The organism is Pedobacter sp. (genome assembly GCF_035317785.1).
Classification (GTDB): Bacteria; Bacteroidota; Bacteroidia; order Sphingobacteriales; family Sphingobacteriaceae; genus Pedobacter.
The window spans coordinates 1-22,378 of sequence record NZ_DATHGC010000381.1; the positions used below are offsets into that span (position 1 = coordinate 1).

Annotated in this window: 16 protein-coding genes; 15 read left to right on the forward strand and 1 reads right to left on the reverse strand. The window is 44.2% G+C overall.

Annotated elements, in window-relative coordinates:
* The 6 genes from VK541_RS23920 to VK541_RS23945 all read left to right on the forward strand — a co-directional run.
* On the forward strand, nucleotides 1-1,760 hold a 1,760-nt coding region (locus VK541_RS23920; protein ID WP_324373122.1), incomplete at its 5' end, for a carbon-nitrogen hydrolase family protein.
* Nucleotides 1,761-1,864: 104 nt separating this feature from the next.
* Nucleotides 1,865-2,899, forward strand: coding sequence for a GlxA family transcriptional regulator (locus tag VK541_RS23925; protein WP_324373123.1), 1,035 nt, complete (start codon nucleotides 1,865-1,867; stop codon nucleotides 2,897-2,899).
* Between the two features lie 17 nt (nucleotides 2,900-2,916).
* Nucleotides 2,917-3,900, forward strand: coding sequence for a type I glyceraldehyde-3-phosphate dehydrogenase (gene gap, locus VK541_RS23930; protein ID WP_349254771.1), 984 nt, complete (start codon nucleotides 2,917-2,919; stop codon nucleotides 3,898-3,900).
* Between the two features lie 110 nt (nucleotides 3,901-4,010).
* Nucleotides 4,011-6,722, forward strand: a complete 2,712-nt coding sequence (locus VK541_RS23935) for a TonB-dependent receptor (RefSeq protein ID WP_324373127.1) — start codon at nucleotides 4,011-4,013, stop codon at nucleotides 6,720-6,722.
* A gap of 31 nt (nucleotides 6,723-6,753) precedes the next feature.
* Complete coding sequence (locus tag VK541_RS23940; RefSeq protein ID WP_324373128.1) at nucleotides 6,754-7,062, forward strand: antibiotic biosynthesis monooxygenase; 309 nt, start codon at nucleotides 6,754-6,756, stop codon at nucleotides 7,060-7,062.
* The gene (locus VK541_RS23945; RefSeq protein WP_324373130.1) at nucleotides 7,059-7,607 is read left to right on the forward strand and encodes a GNAT family N-acetyltransferase; all 549 of its coding nucleotides are present in this window, start codon (nucleotides 7,059-7,061) and stop codon (nucleotides 7,605-7,607) included. The genes VK541_RS23940 and VK541_RS23945 overlap by 4 nt, the downstream gene beginning before the upstream one ends.
* A 2-nt stretch (nucleotides 7,608-7,609) precedes the next feature.
* Here the strand turns inward: VK541_RS23945 and alaS are convergent, their stop codons facing one another.
* Nucleotides 7,610-10,321, reverse strand: a complete 2,712-nt coding sequence (gene alaS / locus VK541_RS23950; RefSeq protein ID WP_324373131.1) for an alanine--tRNA ligase — start codon at nucleotides 10,319-10,321, stop codon at nucleotides 7,610-7,612.
* A gap of 210 nt (nucleotides 10,322-10,531) precedes the next feature.
* On the opposite strand from alaS, the gene VK541_RS23955 reads away from it, so the two are divergent.
* From VK541_RS23955 to VK541_RS23995, 9 genes are all read left to right on the forward strand, one after another.
* The gene (locus VK541_RS23955) at nucleotides 10,532-10,867 is read left to right on the forward strand and encodes a MerR family transcriptional regulator (protein WP_324373132.1); all 336 of its coding nucleotides are present in this window, start codon (nucleotides 10,532-10,534) and stop codon (nucleotides 10,865-10,867) included.
* A gap of 137 nt (nucleotides 10,868-11,004) precedes the next feature.
* Nucleotides 11,005-13,035 carry a helix-hairpin-helix domain-containing protein gene (locus VK541_RS23960; protein WP_324373133.1) on the forward strand — a complete coding sequence of 677 codons (2,031 nt, stop codon included), beginning with the start codon at nucleotides 11,005-11,007 and terminating at the stop codon, nucleotides 13,033-13,035.
* Entirely contained in the window at nucleotides 13,035-14,849 is a 1,815-nt protein-coding gene (locus VK541_RS23965) for a ComEC/Rec2 family competence protein (protein ID WP_324373134.1), read from the forward strand. The genes VK541_RS23960 and VK541_RS23965 overlap by 1 nt, the downstream gene beginning before the upstream one ends.
* 78 nt (nucleotides 14,850-14,927) lie before the next feature.
* On the forward strand, nucleotides 14,928-15,707 hold the full coding sequence (locus VK541_RS23970; RefSeq protein ID WP_324373136.1) for an enoyl-CoA hydratase/isomerase family protein: 780 nt from the start codon (nucleotides 14,928-14,930) through the stop codon (nucleotides 15,705-15,707).
* Nucleotides 15,708-15,741: 34 nt separating this feature from the next.
* On the forward strand, nucleotides 15,742-16,419 hold the full coding sequence (locus VK541_RS23975) for a hypothetical protein (RefSeq protein ID WP_324373137.1): 678 nt from the start codon (nucleotides 15,742-15,744) through the stop codon (nucleotides 16,417-16,419).
* A gap of 8 nt (nucleotides 16,420-16,427) precedes the next feature.
* Nucleotides 16,428-18,290 carry an LTA synthase family protein gene (locus VK541_RS23980; protein ID WP_324373138.1) on the forward strand — a complete coding sequence of 621 codons (1,863 nt, stop codon included), beginning with the start codon at nucleotides 16,428-16,430 and terminating at the stop codon, nucleotides 18,288-18,290.
* 2 nt (nucleotides 18,291-18,292) lie between these two features.
* Nucleotides 18,293-20,458 carry a S9 family peptidase gene (locus tag VK541_RS23985; RefSeq protein WP_324373139.1) on the forward strand — a complete coding sequence of 722 codons (2,166 nt, stop codon included), beginning with the start codon at nucleotides 18,293-18,295 and terminating at the stop codon, nucleotides 20,456-20,458.
* A 181-nt stretch (nucleotides 20,459-20,639) separates the two neighbouring features.
* Complete coding sequence (locus VK541_RS23990) at nucleotides 20,640-21,449, forward strand: ABC transporter permease (protein ID WP_324373140.1); 810 nt, start codon at nucleotides 20,640-20,642, stop codon at nucleotides 21,447-21,449.
* 5 nt (nucleotides 21,450-21,454) lie between these two features.
* The gene (locus VK541_RS23995) at nucleotides 21,455-22,219 is read left to right on the forward strand and encodes an ABC transporter ATP-binding protein (protein WP_324373141.1); all 765 of its coding nucleotides are present in this window, start codon (nucleotides 21,455-21,457) and stop codon (nucleotides 22,217-22,219) included.
* Nucleotides 22,220-22,378: the final 159 nt, after the last annotated feature.

The window sequence follows — 22,378 nt, forward strand, 5'->3', positions numbered from 1 at the left end:
AAAAAGGAAACCCCGGCTTGCAGGAAAATTTCCGGGTTTTTGAAAGGCTCGCTACGGAGGCGTCTGCAGCTAAACCGACACCGGACCTGATCTGTTTCCCTGAGTATGCCATTTCAGGCTGGGATTATCCCTCAGAGCAGGTCATCAATGGAATCGCTGAGCAAATCCCCGGTAAGGGATATTGGTATGAACGTTACCGCCAACTGGCATTAAAAACCGGCGTACCTCTCGTAGGCTGGCTAGTAGAATCTGCCGGTAAAAAATTGTTTAGCACTGCGTTCATGATCGACGGCAAAGGAAATTTCAAAGGGAAATACCGTAAAGTGCACACCAATCTTGGCGAACAAACCTGGTGGGGCTGGGCACAGGGCGATCAGTTTAAGCTGATAGAACTTGAAGGGGTAAAATATGGCATCAGCATTTGTTCAGACATGTGGTTTCCTGAAAGCATCAGGTGCCTTGAGTTAATGGGTGCGGATGTTGTGCTGCATCTTTCTATAGGAGATGATATGCAGCAGGTCATTCCTGTGCGTGCCTTTGACAGTCATCTCCCCATTATTGCAGCCATATTTCAGGGAGGATCTTACGCAGTAGACGGCGAAGGAATTAGTCTGGGGAAACTCCCCGCAGAAACCCCTGCCTGGAAGGCCTTTGCCGTACATCCATTCAAAAAATATCTTGGTCAAAAGTACGGGGGAATCTGGGACATCAAAAAAGGACAGCAGTATGTCAGGAACGTGAGGGCCTATTCTATCCTGACTAATGACGATACCCGCCCATCATGGACTTCAGTATTTATAGATGATCCCATTTCCCCTATTACGTCCAAAACAAAACTAGGCATTGACCAAACCGCGTTTACACTAAACGGCAAGCCGGTATTTTTATACGGCATCAGTTATTACGGGGCATTGGGTGCGCAGGAATCGTTTATACAAAAAGACCTGGCCGATATCAAAAAGAATGGTTTCAACTGGATCCGCATCTGGGCGAACTGGCCTGGATCAGCGAGCGATATCAGTGCCATAGACGACTATGGAAACCCTGTAGAGCTGTACATGAAGAAACTAAAATGGATCGTGCAGGAATGTGACAAGGCTGGTATTGTCGTAGATGTTACCCTTGCGCACAGCAACAATACAAACGGCCGTTCTTTAAAAACCACAGAAGCACACGAGCGCGCAGTGCGCTCGATCGTAACGGGACTCAAATCTTATCAGAACTGGTATTTGGACCTGGCCAATGAGCGGGACGTTGGCGACTCACGGTTTGTCAGCTTTAAGGACCTCAAAAAGATGCGGGAAACTGCGAAAGCGCTTTATCCGGACCTGCTGATTACCGCCTCGGCGGGTAATGACATTAACAGAGATGACCTGAATTCTTATCTAAACCTGGTTGAGGTAGACTTTATAAGTCCGCATCGCCCGCGAACACCAGAATCTGCGTCGGAAACGGCTGCTAAGACAAGGGATTATCTTGACTGGATGAAAAGCATGGGAAAGCTGGTTCCGGTTCACTACCAGGAACCATTTCGCCGGGGTTATTCAAACTGGCAGCCGTTGATGAAGGATTATGTAAATGATCTTTTTGGTGCAAAGAAGGCCGGTGCAGGGGGCTGGTGTTTTCACAACGGCGATCAGAGAGGAGGTCTTAATCATCAACCGGGACGCTCATTTGATTTACATGAAAAACGTTTGTTTGATCAGCTTGATCAGGAGGAACTGCTGACTATTCATACCCTGGCGATGCGAATGCGTTAAAGTAACAAAGAAAATGAAAAAATTAATTCAGGCCATCCTGATATGGCCTGAATTGTATAATTTATGTCCTTTGAGCCTATCTTCTTATTCCGTAAATTTGATCTATGAATCAGGAAGATTTATCGGTTAGCAAAGCTCAGACAAAAAAACAAGTCGTAATAGTCGCAATGACCGGGCACTTGCTGCTTGATTTCGCCGGGCCTGCCGATGTGTTTAACAGTGCCAATAAAATTATTGAGCTCAAAGAAGGAGCTGCTGGTTATGAGGTTCTTGTCGTTTCACCTACCATCAACAAGCGGGTAACCAACTCTGTTGGAATTGAGATCAATTGCACGCGCAGCGTGATGGAAATCACCACCCCAATTGATACCTTACTGATTGCAGGGAGCAATAACATTCAGAACCTCGATGATCCTGACTATGCAGCGTTTTACACCTGGCTGGCTGCAATAGATGAAAGCACCCGCAGGATTGGCTCGATCTGCGCCGGCGCTTTTGCCCTCGCCAAAGCGGGGTTGCTAAACGGCAAGCGCGCGACCACCCACTGGAACCGCAGCGAGCTGCTGCAGAAAAACTATCCGCTGATCCAGGTAGATTCCAATCCATTTTATATCAATGACGGCAAGATTTACACCTCGGGTGGTGTATCTTCAGGAATAGACCTGGCGCTGGCTCTGGTAGAAGAAGATCATGGAAAAGAAATCGCTGTGCAGGTGGCCCGGAGGCTGGTGTTTTACCTCAACAGGCCGGGTTTCCAGGTTCAATTCGGTAACCTGCTGCCTGCGTATGATCACCTCAACATTGCCGGGAAACTGCGACCATGGGTTACGGAACACCTGCACGAACCGCTGGACATCATGCGGTTAGCAGATCACCTCAACATGAGCCCAAGAAACTTCACCAGGGTCTTTCACAAACAAACAGGCATCCCTCCTGCTAAATATATGGAGAAGCTACGGGTAGAAGCTGCGCGCAAATACCTGGAAGACACCGATATTTCACTGGAACAGATTGCCGAAAAATGTGGACTGGGTGGCCTGGTATCTATGAGAAGAACTTTTTTACGTCACTTAATGGTTACCCCTTCTGACTACCGGAGGGCTTTTAGGACTTCTTTAGCAGAGGTAACCCTAACATAAATTCAAATTTAAAAATAATAAAAATGAAAATCGCAATTAATGGATTCGGCCGTATTGGCCGGATGACGCTTCGCGCCTTAGAAAATAAACCGGAAATAGAGGTTGTAGCTGTAAACGACCTGACTGACATCAAGACTTTGACCCATCTTTTGAAATACGATACCGCGCATGGACGTTTCCCGGGTGAAGTGCTTGAAGATGGTGAAAACATCATTGTAAACGGAAAGAAAATACGCTTGCTGAGTGAAAAAGATCCTGCAAAGCTACCCTGGGAAGCTTTGAATATTGATGTGGTCATAGAATCTACAGGCAGGTTTACCGATAAATCAAAGGCACAGGCCCACATCGATGCAGGCGCAAAAAAAGTATTGATCACCGCACCAGCTACAGGAGGTGTAAAAACCATTGTTCACGGTGTAAATGACGAACTGATTGGTGGTGATCAAATCTATTCTACTGCGTCTTGTACTACGGGAAGCATCGCGCCGTTACTGTATATCCTTGATAAAGAGTTTGGTGTGGAATCGGGCTATATGGTTACGGTTCATGCTTTCACTGCAGACCAAAACCTGCAGGACGCCCCCCATAAGGATTTGCGCAGAGCCCGTGCGGCATCGTACTCTATTATCCCGACCACAACCGGTGCTGCCAAAGCCATAGGAGAGGTATTGCCCAATCTGAAAGGCATAATGGATGGCTATTCTTACCGGGTTCCCGTAATTGATGCCTCGATTGTTGACCTATCTATCAACCTGAAGAAAGAAGTTTCTGCAAAGGAATTGAATGAGTTGTTTAAGCACTATGCAGAAAATTCACTGAAAGGAATTTTGGAATATACAGAAGAGCAACTGGTATCTGCTGATATCCTGGGCAATACTCATTCTTCTATTTTGGATGGCAGTATGACAAAGAACATTGGAAAAATGGTGAAAGTCGTGGCATGGTATGATAACGAGGTGGGCATTTCCAACAGGATAGCAGAATTGGTTAGTAAATTGTAACCAAGCATAAGTCCTGTTCCGGATCGCTATTCAGTTTACAAAAGCCAATAAATTTCTGTAAACTTGCACATAACCAAATACACATCAGCCGCCCAGACGGCTGTTTTTTTATGAAAACACTTCTCGCTCTCCTCATTTTAACGGCAGCCTGCCTGTTTGCTTCTGCTCAAAATAAAGCTTCACTCAAAGGCATCGTGACTGATTCGCTGTCGAAATCACCTTTGGAGTTTGCAACGGTTGCGGTCGTCAATGCCAAAGATACCTCCCTTGTGGCCTACACCATTACCGAAAAGAATGGCTTGTTTAAACTGACCGGTCTGCCGGTTAACCGGGGCACCAAGCTGATCATTTCATACATTGGGTATCATACCTACCGGCAAATACTTGACCTCAAACCGGGAGAAGCTAACGATCTCGGCCAGATTTCTCTATCGGGCAAAAGTCTGAATGAGGTGATCATAAAAGGAGAAAGATCGCCTGTTGTGATGCGGAAAGATACCATAGAGTTTAATGCGGAAGCTTTTAAGACGAGGCCAAATGCCACTGTAGAAGAGTTGCTGATGCTGCTTCCGGGTGTCCAGGTCAACATGGATGGCGGCATTGTGATCAATGGCACTGGCAGCAGTAAAGTATTGGTAAACGGCAAGGTTTTTTTTGGTGCCAATGGTACAGTGGCTACAAAAAACCTGGATGCGGATATGATCGATAAGATCCAGGTTTATGATGACCGGGACGATGACCCGCTTCATAAAATGAGCCAGATCGATGTGAAAAAGATCATCAATCTGAAACTAAAATCTGCGATCAAAAAAAACACGATAGGAAAGGTCTATGCTGGCGCGGGAACCCGGGAAAGGTACGATGTTGGTGGTATATTCAGTACATTCAGGGATACGCTGCAGGTTAGTCTGATATCTTCTGCCGGAAACTCAAATACAAGGGGGTATGGCTACGGTGATCTTAATGAGTTGGGTGGCTTTCAAAGATCGGGCAGCAGCCGGGTCAATCAGCGAAACTTCTACGGGGACTATGTAAACGGCTTTGTCAATAATTTCAGCAACGCAATAAACATCAATAATGACTATGGGACCAGGCTGAAGGTTAATCTTGCTTATTATAATGTGAACTCGAGTTCCAGGACAATGGGCAAGTCGCTGACTGAGCAAACTATCGACAGTACACTGCTGACCTCTTCGGCTGCCAGCGGGACCAGGAAACGCAAGCATACCAATGTTGTGGAGGGCCTCTTTGAATATAAGCCCGATACAGCCAACAGTTTTAAGTATCAGCCGGTGTTTGAGTATACACCTCAGCGAAATATGGATTTTACAGATGTGAGCAGGTTCAATACACAGAACCCAATGCTCAGTAATTCTACAATCAATAGCAACGAGAAGGTGCTGAGCAGGAGTTTTTCTCACTGGTTTAACTATTTCCATAACTTCAGGAAGAAGGGGGAAGTGTTATATTTCGGACATTCTTTAACCCTGGTTAGCGGCACTGCAGACAGGTACAATTATGACAACCTGGTTTCTTTGGTTGCTGCTCAACCGTCCAGGTTGTTTGACCGGTATACCGATTATAACAGCAGGAAAAACGAGGCTGCTTTGGAAGCCAGTTATGTTTATCCTTTTACTAAAAAACTGACTGTGGATGTATTCTCTTATACGAGGTATTACGATGCTATGGATCGAACTCTGTTGTACGATAGGAATTCGGGCACGGGCAGGTATCAGGATTTTATACCCGGGCAAAGTACGGATCTGACGCGCCATACTTATATTCAAAACATTAAGCCTCAGGTAATTTACCAGCTCAATACAAATATTGAAATCAGGTTCGGCCTGGATGGTGAGTTTCAATATTTGATCAATCGTTTCAACAGCAATATCAGTGACAGGAAGCAGCGCTTTTTTGTAGTGCTGCCGTCTCTGAAGATCAACGCAAAGAATTTCTACCTGGATTATTATGTTTGGTATCTCCAGCCTGCTATTGCAGATATGCAGCCCATTACCAGGGAAATCAATCCGCTGTATAAAATTGTGGGTAATCCTGACCTGAAGCCGACCCGGTCGCACAATTTGTCGCTCAATTTTTCTAAATACATCACCGCCAAAAAGCTCAATATAAATGGTTATTTGTATATGAACAGCAAGACCAACAGCTTTGTACAGCAAAATGTGCTGGATGGCAATGGTGCTATTACAACAACTATGATTAACAGCGATGCGAGTACTTATGCTCAAGCGTCTGCCGGCATAGGTAAGCAACTGGGAAACCCCCAAAAGATCGGTGCAAACTTTTCTGTTAGTCTGAGCCCCAGTCTGAACAGGGTGCCCTTTTTCTTAAATGGCGACAAGGGTACTCAGCATACTTATGCTTATTCTGTGATTGCTGCGGGGTCTGTAAATTATAAAACTGCCCTGAGGTTTAACCTCAATTATTATTTCAGCAGTAATCTGACAGAGTACGAAGATCTGGATTACCGTGCTGTCAAAACTTATTCGCATACGATTTATGATGCTGCTACCATCAGAGCGACCAGCAAATTGAGTTTTCAGGTCACTCATAGCTTTACTTACAACCCGAACGTGCAGCCGGGTTTTCAACAGAGTTCGCATCTCATGCATGCGAATGCGACGCTTGCTATGTTCAAAAAGGACCGAGGACAGCTCAAACTCTCTGGCTTTGACTTGCTGAACCAGAATATCTCAGTAAACAGGTACGCTGGTGCTAACTCTATCGTAACCAATGAGCAGGAGATCTTAAAAAGATACTTTTTGCTGGGCTTCCAGTATAAGATCAATGTGACGAAGAAATAATTTTGCTAAGTTTGACTAAAGGCAATGAAATATGGTATTAGAAGTCGCGATCCTATACATTAAAGCCGGTCTGGCCGATCAGTTTGAGGCTGATTTTAGAACAGCCGAGCAGTACATCAGTTCGATTGACGGTTACATCCGTCATACCCTCCAAAAATGCGTTGAGGTAGATAATAAATACATACTGCTGGTTGAATGGGAAACTATTGAAGCACATACCATTGGATTCCGGCAATCGGAAGTATATAAAGAGTGGAAGGCGCTGCTGCACAATTATTACGATCCCTTTCCAATAGTAGAGCATTATATTGAAGTTCCTTTATCAAGCCCTACGAAATGAAAGCACCTGATTTCTCCCTGTTCCCGGTATTAGAAACGGACCGTTTGGTGCTTAGAAAGCTGGTCTTGAGTGACGCTCCTGAAATTTATAGGTTACGTTCAGATTTAGCTGTGGCTGCATTGACAGGCATCGTGCCTTCTTTAAACATTGATGACGCGATTGCCCATATCAATAAGATTGAAAAGCTGGTCTTTGAAAATGTGTCCGTTTACTGGGCAATTTCGTACAAGCAAGATCCGGCACTGATCGGTACCATCTGCTTATGGAATCTTGACATCCAGGGGGAAACAGCTGAGATCGGCTATGAATTGCTGCCTGAATTTCGGGGCAAAGGACTTGCAGCTGAGGCCATTAAATGTGTGACCAGGTTCGGATTTGATAAAATGGAAGCAAAAAGCATTATTGGTTTTCCGGCAGAAGCCAATACTCCGTCTGTCAAACTCCTGGAGAAACTTGGTTTTAGGTTATCTGAGAATGATCAGCAAAATGAACACACAAATGTGGCTGGGCTGCTCACATTTGTGTTGGATCGGGAAACAAATTAGCGTTATTCGGGAAGCTCATTTATTAGTGCCTCTGCCCTTACCAGCACGCTTTTAAGTCCATCCTGATCCTTACCTCCGGCTGTAGCATAAAATGGCTGTCCGCCACCGCCGCCCTGGATCTCTTTAGCCAGTTCCCTTACAATATTGGATGCGTTTAAACCCTTGTCTTTCACCAGGTCTTCTGAAACCATGACAGTGATGCCTGGTTTGTCGTCTATTAAGGTAGTAAACACCAGGAAAAGCTCGTCTACAAGGTCTTTAACCGCATAAGCCAGGTTTTTAACAGCGTCGGCATTTGGCAGGTCGACATGCGTAGCGATCAGGTTAATCCCGTTCACGGTTTTAAGGTGATGCACGATCTCATGTTTAAGATTGGCGGAATGCTCTGTTACTGCTTTTTCTGCTCCTTTCTTAAGCTTGTTGTTTTCTTCTATTAAGGCCGCAACAGCGATACTCAAATCCTTATTGCCTTTTAGCAAAGTTCTGAGCTCGTTAAGTTCTCTGTTTTGGTCTAATATAAAAGCCTCTGCTTTATCAGCCGTAATGGCTTCTATACGCCTCACCCCTGCTGCAACGGCACTTTCAGCCGTGATTTTAAAATAACCGATCTGCCCGGTTGCCTGCGCGTGTGTACCGCCGCAAAGCTCTTTTGAATAATGATCGTCAAAAGTGATGATGCGCACCAAATCGCCGTATTTCTCACCGAACAAAGCAGTCACCCCGCTTGAAATGGCCTGATCGTAAGGTACGTACCGCTGTTCTTTAAGCGGAATGTTCTCTCTTACCTTTTGATTGACCAAATGCTCTATTTTAGCCAGCTCTTCGTCAGTTACTTTAGCGAAATGAGAAAAGTCAAAGCGCAGGTAATCCGGATTTACCAATGAACCTTTCTGGTTCACATGATTGCCAAGTACCTTCTTCAGGGCTGCATGCAATAAGTGGGTTGCAGTATGGTTATCCTGCGAAAGCAGGCGTTTGTCTTCGTCTATCACCGCCCAGAACAGTCCTTCTACATCGCCGGGAAGGGTATCGGCATAGTGAACAATAACTCCGTTCTCTTTTTTAGTATCGGTGATCTCTACAAAGAACATGCGGCTATGGTCTTCCAGGCGGCCGGTATCTCCTACCTGACCTCCGCTCTCCGCATAGAAAGGGGTTTTGCTGAGGACGATCTGGTATTGTTCTTTGCCTTTGGCAACCACCTTGCGGTATTTGATGATCTCTGTTTCAGCTTCTACATCATCATAACCCACAAATTCCACTTCCAGTTCAGGGTTTACCAGGATCCAATCTCCGGTGTCTATGGCTGTTGCCGCCCTTGAGCGCTCTTTTTGTTTGAGTAATGCTTTGCCGTACTCATCCATATCTACAAACCAGCGCTTCTCCCTGGCCATCAGTTCGGTAAGGTCAATCGGAAAACCATAAGTATCCTGAAGTTCAAATGCGAACTCTCCGGAGATCACCATCTGGTCCTTCAAAATGCTGTGTACCCACTGGTCTTCAAAAGATTTTTCCAGTTCAATTGCATTCTCCGCCATCAGCAGTTCGCCCTGCTTTTTAGTATAGTTATCAAAGCGCTGTATGCCCGTAGCTAAAGTTCTTAAAAAAGAGACCTCTTCTTCCAAAACTACCTTCTGTACAAAATCCTGCTGCTGCAGCAGTTCGTCAAATACCCCTTCAAACTGTTTGGCCAATACAGGTACCAGCTGGTTTAAAAAGGGTTCTTTAAGGTTCAGAAAGGTATAGGCATAGCGCACCGCACGGCGCAGGATCCTTCGGATCACATAACCTGCTTTGTTATTTGACGGCAATTGTCCGTCTGCGATGACGAATGAAATGGCCCGGATATGATCTGCCATAACCCGCATTGCGATGTCTGTTTTCTCATCAGCACCATAAGCGACACGGGCGTGCTGAGCAATAAACTGGATCAGCGGCTGGAAAACATCGGTATCATAATTGGACGATTTGCCTTGCAAAACCCTTACCAGGCGCTCAAATCCCATACCTGTATCGACATGTTGTGCAGGCAGCGGCTGCAGTGAGCCGTCTTTAAGACGGTTAAACTGCATAAATACATTGTTCCAGATCTCAATCACCTGGGGATGATCGGCATTGACCAATGATTTGCCTGTTACCTGCGCACGCTCATTGTCCGGGCGGCAGTCGACGTGGATCTCCGAACATGGCCCGCAGGGTCCTGTATCGCCCATTTCCCAGAAGTTGTCTTTTTTATTGCCCAGGATAATGCGTTCTTCGGGCACATATTGCTTCCAAAGTTCAAAAGCTTCCGTATCTCTCGGCAAACCTTCTTTTTCATCTCCCTCAAAAATGGATACATATAGCTTGTCTTTGGGGATTTTATAGACTTCCGTCAGCAATTCCCAGCTCCAGGCAATGGCTTCTTTCTTAAAATAATCGCCAAAGCTCCAGTTGCCCAGCATTTCAAACATGGTATGGTGGTAGGTGTCAATACCTACTTCCTCCAGATCATTGTGCTTGCCCGATACGCGCAGACAACGCTGTGTGTCAGTCACTCTTGGATATTTAACAGGGGATTCGCCAAGGAACAGGTCTTTAAACTGATTCATTCCCGCATTGGTAAACATAAGCGTAGGGTCATTCTTAATGACTATGGGTGCTGATGAAACAATGTGGTGATGTTTGGATTCAAAAAATTTTAAGTACGCCTGTCTGATTTCCTTAGCTGTCATCTTTATCTTGATTAAAGGAACAAAATTAGCATATTATTGGATTAATTCGCTAAGATGGCCTTACATAAACGATGCACTTATTGGCGTGTGCCAAAGTAATTTGCATGAAAATGTTAATTTTTTTTTCTGAATCATTAATACTTGCATAACTTTATTTAAGTTTGAATACTTTAAATAAAAGCTGTAAAACACTAATAATCAACCCTAATCATGCCATACAAAGAACGGGAAATCAATAAAATGTACTTCACGATGGGCGAAGTGACCCAAATGTTTGGTGTGAATGCTTCACAGATCAGGTTCTATGAAAAAGAATTTGACGTGCTGCAGCCCAAAAAGAACAAAAAAGGCAATCGCCTGTTCACTCCGGAAGACATTGAAAACTTAAAAATGATCTTCCACCTGGTAGATGATAAAGGGTTTACCCTGAAAGGCGCTAAAGAACATTTAAAAAATAACAGCGGTGAGGTAAAAGAAAACCAAAAGATCATTGCTTCCCTTGAAAAACTAAAAGACTTCTTGTTAAAGCTCAACGAAGAGATCTAGCCGTTATTATTCGTTGAAGCAGTAAATATTACCCCCCTGATATTCAACGTGTTTTAATTTAACCGGATAATTAATTACTTATTTGCTGAAAATTGCAGCTCTTTGGCCAGTTTATGTCAAAAGGAGTTCGGTTAATTATGATCAGCGTTTTAACGCTTTGGGTTGTTGGTCTGCGAGCGCAGGACCGCGATCCTGTAAAAGACATTATTGAAAGTCTGGCAGAAAATCTGGCGGATGATTACGACCTGTCTGAACTGAGCGAGCGCCTGAACTGTCATCTTAAACACCCTATAGACCTGAACAAAGCCAGCCACACACAATTAAAAGAACTGGTATTTTTGTCGCCTTTGCAGATCAGCAATCTCTTTGAACACATCAGGAATGCCGGCAGGCTCGCCAATGTACTCGAGCTTCAGGCCATAGACGGCTTTGACCTGCAAACGATAAACCGGCTGCTCCCGTTTATAACCACAGGTATGATTTCAGATGTATCCGGTCTGAATTTCCCAAACCTGTACGCTAAAGGCACCCATGACCTGATCCTCAGGTACGGACGGATCCTGGAAACACAAAAAGGATTTACCGATTTGCCTGGAAGCAGGTATCTGGGCACTCCTGACAAGCTATTACTAAGATATAAATACAATTACAGTGATTTCCTGTCGGCAGCGCTTGTTACGGAAAAAGATGCCGGAGAATACCTCCTTAGAAGAAAGACCGGAACTGACCACTTGTCCTTCCACATTTCTCTTAATAAAGCGGGCAGGGTAAAAAAATTGGTTATTGGTGATTATAGTCTCCAATTTGGACAGGGATTAACCTTGTGGTCGGGCTTTTCTTTTGGGAAAGGTCCCGATGTGACCTCGGTAGCGAGTAAGGATATCGGCCTGCGACCCTATAATTCTTCAAATGAAGCCTCTTTTTTCCGGGGACTGGCAAGTACTGTCGGGCTCTTCCCTCATATTGACCTTACTTCTTTTGTTTCATTCAGAAAGCTGGATGCTTCTTTAAAGTATCCGGCTGATGGACGCCCTACACTTCAAAACATAAACATCAGCGGACTGCACAGAACGGCAACGGAGCTGAAAAATCAGAAAAGCCTGGGACAGCTGGTTTATGGCTCGGTGCTGCAATACACCGCTGATCATTTGAATATTGGGCTGGTTGGTTACAAATCTGATTATCAGCATGAATTTGTGACCGGAAGCCAGCTGTATAACAAATACGGATTTAGGGGAAAGCATTTGATCAACACCGGCTTTCATTACAATTATACGTTCAGAAACAGCTATTTTTATGGGGAATGGGCACATAGCTTGTACAGCGGATGGGCTTTTATAAATGGGGCACTGGCCAGTTTGTCTTCAAAAGTATCGGTCGTAGTACTGCATAGAAATTATGATAGAAATTACCACAACTTCTTCAGCAACGGCGTCGGTGAAGCGACGGAGATCAGTAATGAAAAAGGCATTTATGCGGGCATGAATTATATGCCGTCCAGGCGATGGACATTTTCAGCTTATAGCGATTACTTCAGGTTCCCCTGGTTAAAATACAGGGTAGACTCTGCTTCTTCCGGGTATGAACTGCTCGGACAGGCGGCCTTTACACCAAACAAGAGATTTAAAGCGCTGATCAGGTATAAAAGGGAAATAAAGCAGCAAAATCCGGATGCAGCCAGTAAATCTCAACAGCTGGAAAGGGTAAAAAAACAAAGCTTCAGACTGGACTGGAACTGGCAGATCAATAAGACGTTTAATTGTCACCAGCGTGCAGAAATGTCTAATTATCAGAAAGGAAATCCTGACTTAGAGGCTGGCAGGAATAACGAATATGGCTTTCTGATCTTTCAAGATGCAGATTATAACCCTGCCAGGGGTTTGCTTTCCGGCAACCTGCGCTTTGCGTATTTCCACACTCCTTCTTATGACAGCCGCATTTATGCTTATGAAGACAATGTGCTTTACGGGGCAAGCTCAGGGGCTTACAATGGCAAGGGCATCAGAGCTTACCTGAATATAAGATACAGGTTAATCAAGTCAATGGACATTTGGGCAAGATACGCCGTCTATTTGTATCAGGACGTGGAAACGATTGGCTCAGGTCTGGATGAGATCAACGGCCGCAGCAAATCTGATGTTAGCATTCAGCTGAGGTACCAGTTTTGATGAACAGCCATGAAATTCCTTTTGTAAAGATTCTGCTTCCTTATGCATTGGGTATTCTTGTCGCTTACCCATTTGTTTGTATCCAATTACTCTGGACCTGTGCGCTGGTCTGCCTGCTATTGTTTGTGTGCTTAGGCAGTATTAATCTATATTACCTGAAATTGAAAGCCTACCTTTTTAAGGGCACGGTAGGATTGGCTTTTTATTTCTTCTGGTTTGCCCTGGGCTCCTTGTCCTGCGTATTTCATCAGCAGTCCATTAAACCTGATTATTTTGCCAACAATAAAGGATACCCGTATTTAAAAATAAGGGTAAGTGATGAACCTCAATATAAAAATAATATTATAAGATTTAAGTCGCTTGTAATCAACACTTATAAGAATCCATCAGACAATCTGCGCAGGGATAAAAAAGAACCGGCGGCAGCCGCTGTTTCAGGTAACCTGATGGTCGCTGTTAAAGTCAATCCCGCCTGTCCTGTTGTCCTGAATTATGGTGATGAGCTGATCATTAAAGCGGAGCTCAAAGAAATCGCCCCGCCTTACAACTCCTCGGAATTTGATTATAAATCATGGCTGGCCATGCAGAACATTTATCACCAGACCTTTCTGAAACAGGCGGATTTAATTAAAGTAAGGGGAGATACCGGAAACCCAGTTGTCGCCTTTGCTTTGAGACTTAGAAAGGAACAGGTAAATTTTTACAGAAAGATCCTTAAGAATGACGATGCTTTTGCATTTGCCTCAACACTGATCCTTGGCTATAAATCTGAACTGAGCCGGGAGACCATGAATATTTATGCCAAAACAGGTACCATACATGTGCTTTCTGTTTCAGGGATGCATGTCGGAATTGTCTTTGCAGTCCTCAATTGGCTGTTACAGTTCCTTGACCGGAAGCGCTGGTCTATGGCGGTCAAAATGGCCTTTATCCTTTCATTCATCTGGTTTTATGCTCTGCTAACCGGTTTCTCTCCTTCTGTGTTAAGATCTGCCCTCATGATATCTGTATTTATCGTCTCTAAATCCTTCGTCAAAAAGACAAACAGTTATAACATCATCGCTTTCACGGCGTTTATCCTGCTGGTCAGGAATCCATTCCAGATCTGGGACATAGGTTTCCAGCTTTCTTTTCTGGCGGTTTTGGGTTTAATATGGCTGCAGCCCAAAATTGAAAACTGGCTGCATATTAAAAATAAATGGCTGAACAAACTATGGACTGCCGTGGCCATTTCCCTGGCGGCACAGCTGATCACTTATCCGTTGAGTGTATACTATTTTCACCAGTTTCCGGTATATTTCCTGATCAGCAACTTATTTATTTTACTGCCTGCGGCACTTTTGATGTACCTTGGCATCTTCCTGTTGATTTTCAGAATAGAAGCACCGGGCCGCGCTTTTGAATGGCTGATCAACTTTACCAATTCTGGTTTATCGAAGATTTCCGATTTGCCTCATGCAACGATATCAGGTATCTGGATCAGCAAAGCAGAACTCATGATGCTCTGCATCACACTTGGCCTTTTTATTTTAGCGCTTTCGCATTACAGCAAGCGCTTATTGTTTGCGTCATTGACATTCCTGCTGTGCTTCCAGTCACTGTTATTTATGGATAAACTAATAGTGCTGAAACAAAAAAAAGTGATTGCATTTAAAATCCGTAATCAAATAAGCAGTGGATTCATTTGCGGGCAGGAAATAACGCTGATCACTTTTGAAAAACCCAATGAAAGGGATTTCCACTATTTTATTAAACCGGCAATTGATCAGCATCAATTGAAAAGGATAAACTGGATTCTGTTAAAACAAGAATAATCCTGCAAATAATCCTTATTAAATAACAATTTTATTTATGTTTGATCCAATAGTAATTCGATAAAAACACAAACGGTAATGACTGAAAACCTTGTTTTATATACTGTCACCGAACGAATAGCTACCATTACGATAAACAGGCCGGAGAAGCGAAACGCCTTAAATCCAGAACTGGTATCCCTTCTGACCGAAGCTTTTATCAGGGCTTCTGAGGATGACGAAGCAAAAATAGTCATCTTAAATGCGAATGGCCCCGCCTTCAGCGCAGGGGCCGACCTTGCCTATCTGCAGCAGCTTCAGCACAATACTTTTGAAGAAAACCTTGCCGATTCTGAAAACCTGAAACGCCTGTTTACCACTATTTACTACCTGCCCAAGATCGTGATTGCGCAGGTTGAGGGTCATGCCATAGCCGGTGGCTGCGGACTGGCAACTGTTTGCGACATCATCTTTTCAGTACCCGAAGCCAGTTTTGGTTATACAGAGGTCAAGCTTGGTTTTGTTCCCGCTATAGTATCCTGTTTTCTGCTGCGCAAGACCAGCGAAACCATTGCAAAGAAGATATTGCTCAGCGGTGAGCTTTTCTCTGCTGAAAAAGCATTGGAATATGGATTGATTACCTGCGTAACAAACAAAGCTGATATTCATCTAAAAACGAAAGAATTTGCATTAAATTTGTGTACTGAAACTTCAGCTAACTCGTTAATGGTAACAAAACAGCTCATAGGCCTGACCACCAATCCAGGATTGGAAAAAAGCCTTTCCATGGCCGTACAGATCAATGCCAGGGTCAGGGACAGCGAGGATTTTAAAAAAGGCATCAATGCATTTTTATCAAAGGAAAAATTACAGTGGTAACCCTTATAATCAGATAAACTTAAAAAATCATAACATGTTTAAATCAATCAAGACCGGAGTATTAGCTGCCATTTTAATCAGCGCCGCCGTCATTGCCCAGGCACAGAAAAAGATCACCGAAGGTATTCTCACTTATGGAATTGAATATTCGCTAACAGCGGAACAAGAGCCAATGGCCGCTGTTTTACCTAAGGAAACTATAGTAAGATTTAAGGACAATCTGTCAAAGGTAGAACTGAGCCAGGGACCTGCGCTTATAAAGATCCTTGGAGATAAAACCACAAAGACCGGATTGCTGCTGATAGATGTGCCTATTGCCCAAAAACAGTTTGCGGTGAAGATGAGCAAGGAAGATATGGACAAAAGCAAAGAAGGTGCGCCTAAATTTTCTGATTTTAAGGCAACCGGCGAAAAGCAAAAAGTAGGTATTTATGATGCAGAAAAATACACTTACAAAGACAGTAACGGTGCTGCCTATGAGCTATGGTCGACCACAGACTTTGACCTTCCTGAAGGATATAAAGAAGACGATTTTAAGGATGTAAAAGGAACATTAGTAAAATTCACCATGTTCCAGAACGGAGTGAAATCTACACTTACATTAAAAAACCTTAAAGAAGAAAAGATCGCGCCATTGTCTTTGGAAATACCTAAAGGCTACGAATTAAAAACGATGGATGAAATCAAAGCGATGCAGGGGGGTGGTCAGTAAACGGACAAATGTTTAAAAGCCTACTCTTTTTTATCAGGTATTTCCTCTTCTGGCAGTTGTTTTTCTTTGTTGACCGACTTATATTCCTGCTGATCAACTCCAAAAAAATAGCCACGATCCCATTTTCTGAGATTGCGGCGACTTTTTACCATGCCATACCTCTTGACCTGTCCATGACGGCCTATATTGTAGTGGTTCCAGTACTGAGCTATATGTACTGGCTGCTCAATGGACGAAAGATTATAGAACTGCAATGGCTTTCCGTTTACAACAAGGTACTTATTGTGCTGTTCAGCATCATTTCAGTTGTCAATTTTAACATATACCGGGAATGGGGCAGCAAGATCAATGCTAAAGCAGTTGGTTTTGCCATTTCTACGCCCAATGAGGCTTTGGCTTCAAGTGCATCCTCTCCTATTGCCCTGACCATATCCATGTTTGCTATGCTTGTGGTCCTGGGTTTTGTAATACAGCACCGGGTGGTGCAAAGGAAATTAACATTTGAAGCCGTTTCGATTTGGCTCAGGCTGCTTGCGGTGCCCGTTTTATTTGCCGGAACCTTTCTGCTGGTGAGGGGCGGTCTGGGCGGTTCGCCGATTAACCAGAGTATGGCTTATTTTTCTAAAGAACAGGTATTAAATCATGCCGCGGTAAATACCGGATGGAACCTGCTTTCCAGCGCCCTCGCAGCACGCAAAGCCAGCAGCAATCCTTATTTATATTTTAACAGCCAGCAGGCAGGCAAATACGTAAAAGATTTGCACACACCTGCAAAGGACAGCACAATCCATATCCTAAAAACAGACAGACCCAATGTGGTGCTGTTCATCATAGAGAGTTTTACAGCTGATCTGACCAAAACACTGGGAAACGAAGAAGACATTACCCCAAACTTTGATACACTGATCAATAAAGGTGTGCTGTTCAGCAAGATCTATTCATCCGGAAGCCGTACCGACAAAGGCCTGATGGCCACACTGGCGGGTTTCCCGACACTGGCGGCAGGCAGTATTGTAAAATGGCCGGACAAACTGCAAAAGCTCCCGGGCCTGTCACAACCCCTATTCAAAAACGGATACAATACCTCTTTCTTTTACGGAGGGGAATCTGAATTTGACAACTACAAAGCATTTATACTGAGCCACGATTATCAAAAGCTCGTAGACAGGAATGATTTCAAAGTAAAAGGAAAATCCCCCTGGGGGCAGTTTGACGAAGATGTGTTTAAACGGCAGCTCACTGACCTGAACCGGGAAAAGCAACCTTTTTTCTCCACTACACTTACCCTCACCAATCACGAACCTTATGTACTGCCTGGCAAGCCCAGGTTTGGTTCAGCTGATAATAAAGCCAAATTTAAGAGCACGGCCTACTATACCGATTCCTGCATCAATGCATTTCTGAATACCGCCAGAAAACAAGCCTGGTACAAAAACACATTGTTCGTATTTATTGCTGACCATGGACATGTGCTGCCTAAGGACAGGGTTGATGTTTTTGTACCAGAACGTTATCATATTCCGCTTTTATTTTACGGAGATGTAATAAAGGATGAGTTCAGAGGAAAGAAATTCACAAATGTGGGCAGTCAGGCCGACGTGGCCGCTACGATACTCGGACAACTCAACATCCCGGCACCGGAATTCATCTGGAGCAAAAATCTTTTGAACCCCTACACCAGGCCTTTTGCTTTTTTTAGCTGGGACAACGGCATGGGTTTCCTCAATAACAAACAATGTGTTACTTTTGACAATGTTGGAAAAATGGTATTGTACAACAGCAACCCTAAGGATAAAGGCGGAACAGCCCATGTCCTTAATGATGCTAAGGCATACCTCCAAACTGTATATCAGCAATTTATAGAACTCTGAAAATGAACTTCAAAGACATCGTTTTTAAACTCGCATTCGTCCTTCTGGCCGCTCTGTCACTGCCATCAGCGGCACAGGACATTAAATGGACAAAAGATGGCAATTCTTATTATGAGATTTCTGCCGGGGAACTGGTCTCCATTACCCTGCCGGCAAATGACCGTAAGACCATTGTAAGCCGGAACCTGATCTATAGCAGCGGAAACAGCGGGCTAAACGGTTTCAAAGATTTCCAGATCTCTGAAGACGGCACCAGGGTACTGCTGTATACAAACAGTAAGAAAGTTTGGCGGTATGAGACCCGCGGAGATTATTATGTAGCTGACCTGAAAACCAATCAGATCACCCAGGTCGGAAAAGGAAAACCGGCATCGTCTTTAATGTTCGCCAAATTCTCTCCGGATGGTAATAAAGTAGCGTACGTAAGTAAACACAACTTATATGTAGATGATCTGGAGGCTAAAACCACCAAAGCACTGACCACGGATGGCACAGACAGGCTGATCAATGGCACCTTTGACTGGGTTTACGAAGAAGAATTTGATTGCAGGGACGGTTTCCGCTGGAGTCCTGACGGAAAATCCATTGCCTACTGGCAAATTGACGCGACCAAAATCAGGAACTTTCTGATGATCGACAACACTGATTCTATCTATTCCTATACCATTCCCGTGGAATATCCTAAAGTTGGTGAGGACCCTTCCTCCTGCAAAGTGGGAGTCGTTGACATCGCGACAGCTAAAACCAGCTGGCTGAATGTTCCGGGCGACAAGGTACAGAATTACATTCCCAGAATGGACTGGATCCCGAATACCAATGAGGTGATATTGCAGCAGCTAAACAGGGAGCAAAATGTAAGCAAACTCTATGTTGCCAATGCCGGAACCGGAAACATCAGTAATATCTACTCTGAAACCGATAAAGCATGGATAGATGCAGGTAAAGGCTGGGACTGGCTCTCGGAAGGAAAAGAGTTCATATGGTCCAGCGAGAAAGACGGCTGGCGCCACCTGTACAGGATCAGCAAGGACGGTAAAAAGCAGACACTGATTACCAAGGGTGATTATGATGTCATAGAGCAGTCCATGACAGATGAGAAAAATGGCATCGTCTATTTCATGGCCTCACCCGCAAATGCTACTCAGAAATACCTTTACAAAACCAAACTGTCCGGTGGTGGAAAACCTGAAATGGTCACCCCTTCTATTCTGCCCGGCACACATACTTATGAAATTTCTCCAAACGGCATATTTGCCCGTCACACGTACCAGACTGCCTCAGTTCCCCCGATAAAGGAATGGATGAAATTAACTACACTGAACCCGCTTACCATGGAAGGAAGCATAACCAATCAGCTGGGCAGGATCAGGCCGCCAAAAAATAAAGTAGAATTCTTTAAAATAAAAACAGAAGATGGAATTGAAATGGACGGCTGGATGAAAAAGCCGGACAATTTTGACCAGACCAGGAAATATCCGGTGGTATTCTATGTTTATGGAGAACCCGCCGGACAAACGGTGACGGATACCTGGGGTGCTGGCCAAAATAGACTTTATGCCGGTGACATGCCTAAGGATGGCTATGTCTACATCTCCCTTGAAAACAGAGGCGCTCCTGCGCCTAAGGGCAGGGAATGGCGCAAAAGCATTTTCCAGAATATAGGCAGGCTTAACATCCGCGACCAGGCCATGGCAGCTAAAAAAGTTCTGGAATGGTCTTTTATAGATAAAGACCGTGTTGCCGTATGGGGATGGAGCGGCGGTGGCTCCTCTACCTTAAACCTCTTGTTCCAGTATCCTGAGATCTATAAAACAGGTATAGCAATAGCAGCAGTAGGCAATCAGCTGACCTACGACAACATCTATCAGGAGCGATATATGGGCTCACCTTTAAAGAGCACAGACGCTTATGTCAAAGGCTCTCCCATTACCTATGCACAAAACTTAAAAGGAAATTTGCTGTATATCCATGGAACCGGCGATGACAACGTGCATTACCAAAACGCGGAGATGCTGATTAACGAATTGATTAAGAACAGGAAAGTATTTCAAATGATGCCTTATCCGAACAGAACGCACAGCATCAGCGAAGGAGCGGGCACTTCTGAGCACCTGGCATTAACTTACACTAAATTTTTACAGACTTATTGTCCGCCCGGAGGTAAATAAGGATAGATTTGTTTTCTGGATGTAAGGATTTCATTTCAAATCATAAAAATTCAACATCCTGACTATTTATGTAAAAAAGTAAATAACTTTGCGCAATTATGGCTCATGGTTTGCTAGGCAGTGTTTGCGTTCGCTCCAAGTAAGATCCTGAATTGAACGGTATGAGAAGAAAGCCCTTTGCATGAAAAATAAGACTGATAATCCTGTAATTTTAGACGAAGAAGTTAAGCGCCCGGGCAAACTGTCCAGGATGTTTATGACACTGAGTGATGTTTTTCAGTTCATGGGCCGTTTCTTTAAGGAGGGTTTCCTTCCGCCTTATGAGGGCAAGGAGCTGATGAAACAATGTTATGACATCGGTTACCGTTCACTGGCATTGATCTCGCTGACCGGCTTTATCACCGGTGTCGTATTTACCAAACAATCCAGACCTTCCCTTGCTGAATTTGGTGCCACCTCATGGCTTCCCTCTCTTGTCGGAATTGCATTGCTGAGGACACTTGCTCCTCTCCTGACCTCGCTGATCGCAGCAGGAAAAGTAGGCTCAAGCATCGGCGCAGAGCTTGGATCCATGCGGGTAACTGAGCAAATTGACGCCATGGAGGTATCCGCAACAAACCCATTTAAGTTTTTGGTCAGCACCAGGGTGCTGGCTGCTACTATAACCATTCCCATTCTTACCTTTTATACTGCAATGGTGGGTATGCTGGGTGCATTGCTCAATGTATCAATGAGTGAAGGCACTAGTGCAAAATTATTCTTTCAGTCTTCCTTAGAGTCCATTACTTTCCTGGATATTACTGCATCGACCGTCAAAGCCGTTATTTTTGGCTTTACCATTGGCATGGTAGGATGTTACCAGGGCTACAATTCCTCTAAAGGAACTGAAGGCGTGGGTAAAGCAGCAAATTCATCAGTGGTGATCGGTATGTTCCTCATCTTCATCGAAGAAGTCGTATCCGTTCAGTTCTTTGGTTTATTCAGAACATAACCTTTATGACAAAAGAACAAACCAGCCCCGAAAAAGTAATAGAGATCAAAGGATTGTATAAATCTTTTGGCAACTACCATGTACTCAAAGGCGTAGACCTGCATTTGAACAAACGGGAGAACCTTGTGGTACTGGGAAAATCCGGTACAGGAAAATCCGTACTGATCAAGATCTTAGTTGGCCTGCTCACACCCGACCAGGGCGAAGTATTGGTCCTGAACCAGCATGTGGACCGCATCACTTACAAAGAATTGCTGGCATTACGGCTTAAAGTTGGCTTCTCATTCCAGAACAGCGCCCTCTACGACAGCATGACTGTAAGAGAAAACCTGGAATTCCCGCTCGTACGCAACCAGAGAAGACTGACAAAAGGCGAAGTAAACAGTGCGGTCGAAGAAATGCTGGATGCCGTTGGCCTGCTGCATACCATCAACCAGATGCCATCAGAACTATCAGGCGGACAAAGGAAAAGAATTGGTGTCGCGCGAACACTGATTCTCAGGCCCGAAATCATGCTTTATGATGAACCGACCGCAGGACTTGACCCTATCACCTGTTTAGAGATCAATAGCTTAATCAACGAAGTGCAGGAGCGCTTTCATACCAGTTCTATCATCATTACACACGACCTGACCTGCGCTAAGGCAGTTGGCAACAGAGTAGCCATGCTGCTGGATGGCAAATTTGAGCGTCAGGGCACTTTTGAAGAAGTATTCAATACCAGTGATGAACGGGTAAAACCATTTTACGATTACAATTTTATACAATAGAAATTATGCAGGCATCAGACAATCGCCGTAAGATAACAGTAGGAATATTTATTTTTCTTGGCCTGGCGATATTTATAGTAGGGGTATTTACACTGGGGAGCCAGAAAAAAGCTTTTGTAAAAAGTTTTACTGTTGATGTTGTTTTTAATCACATACAAG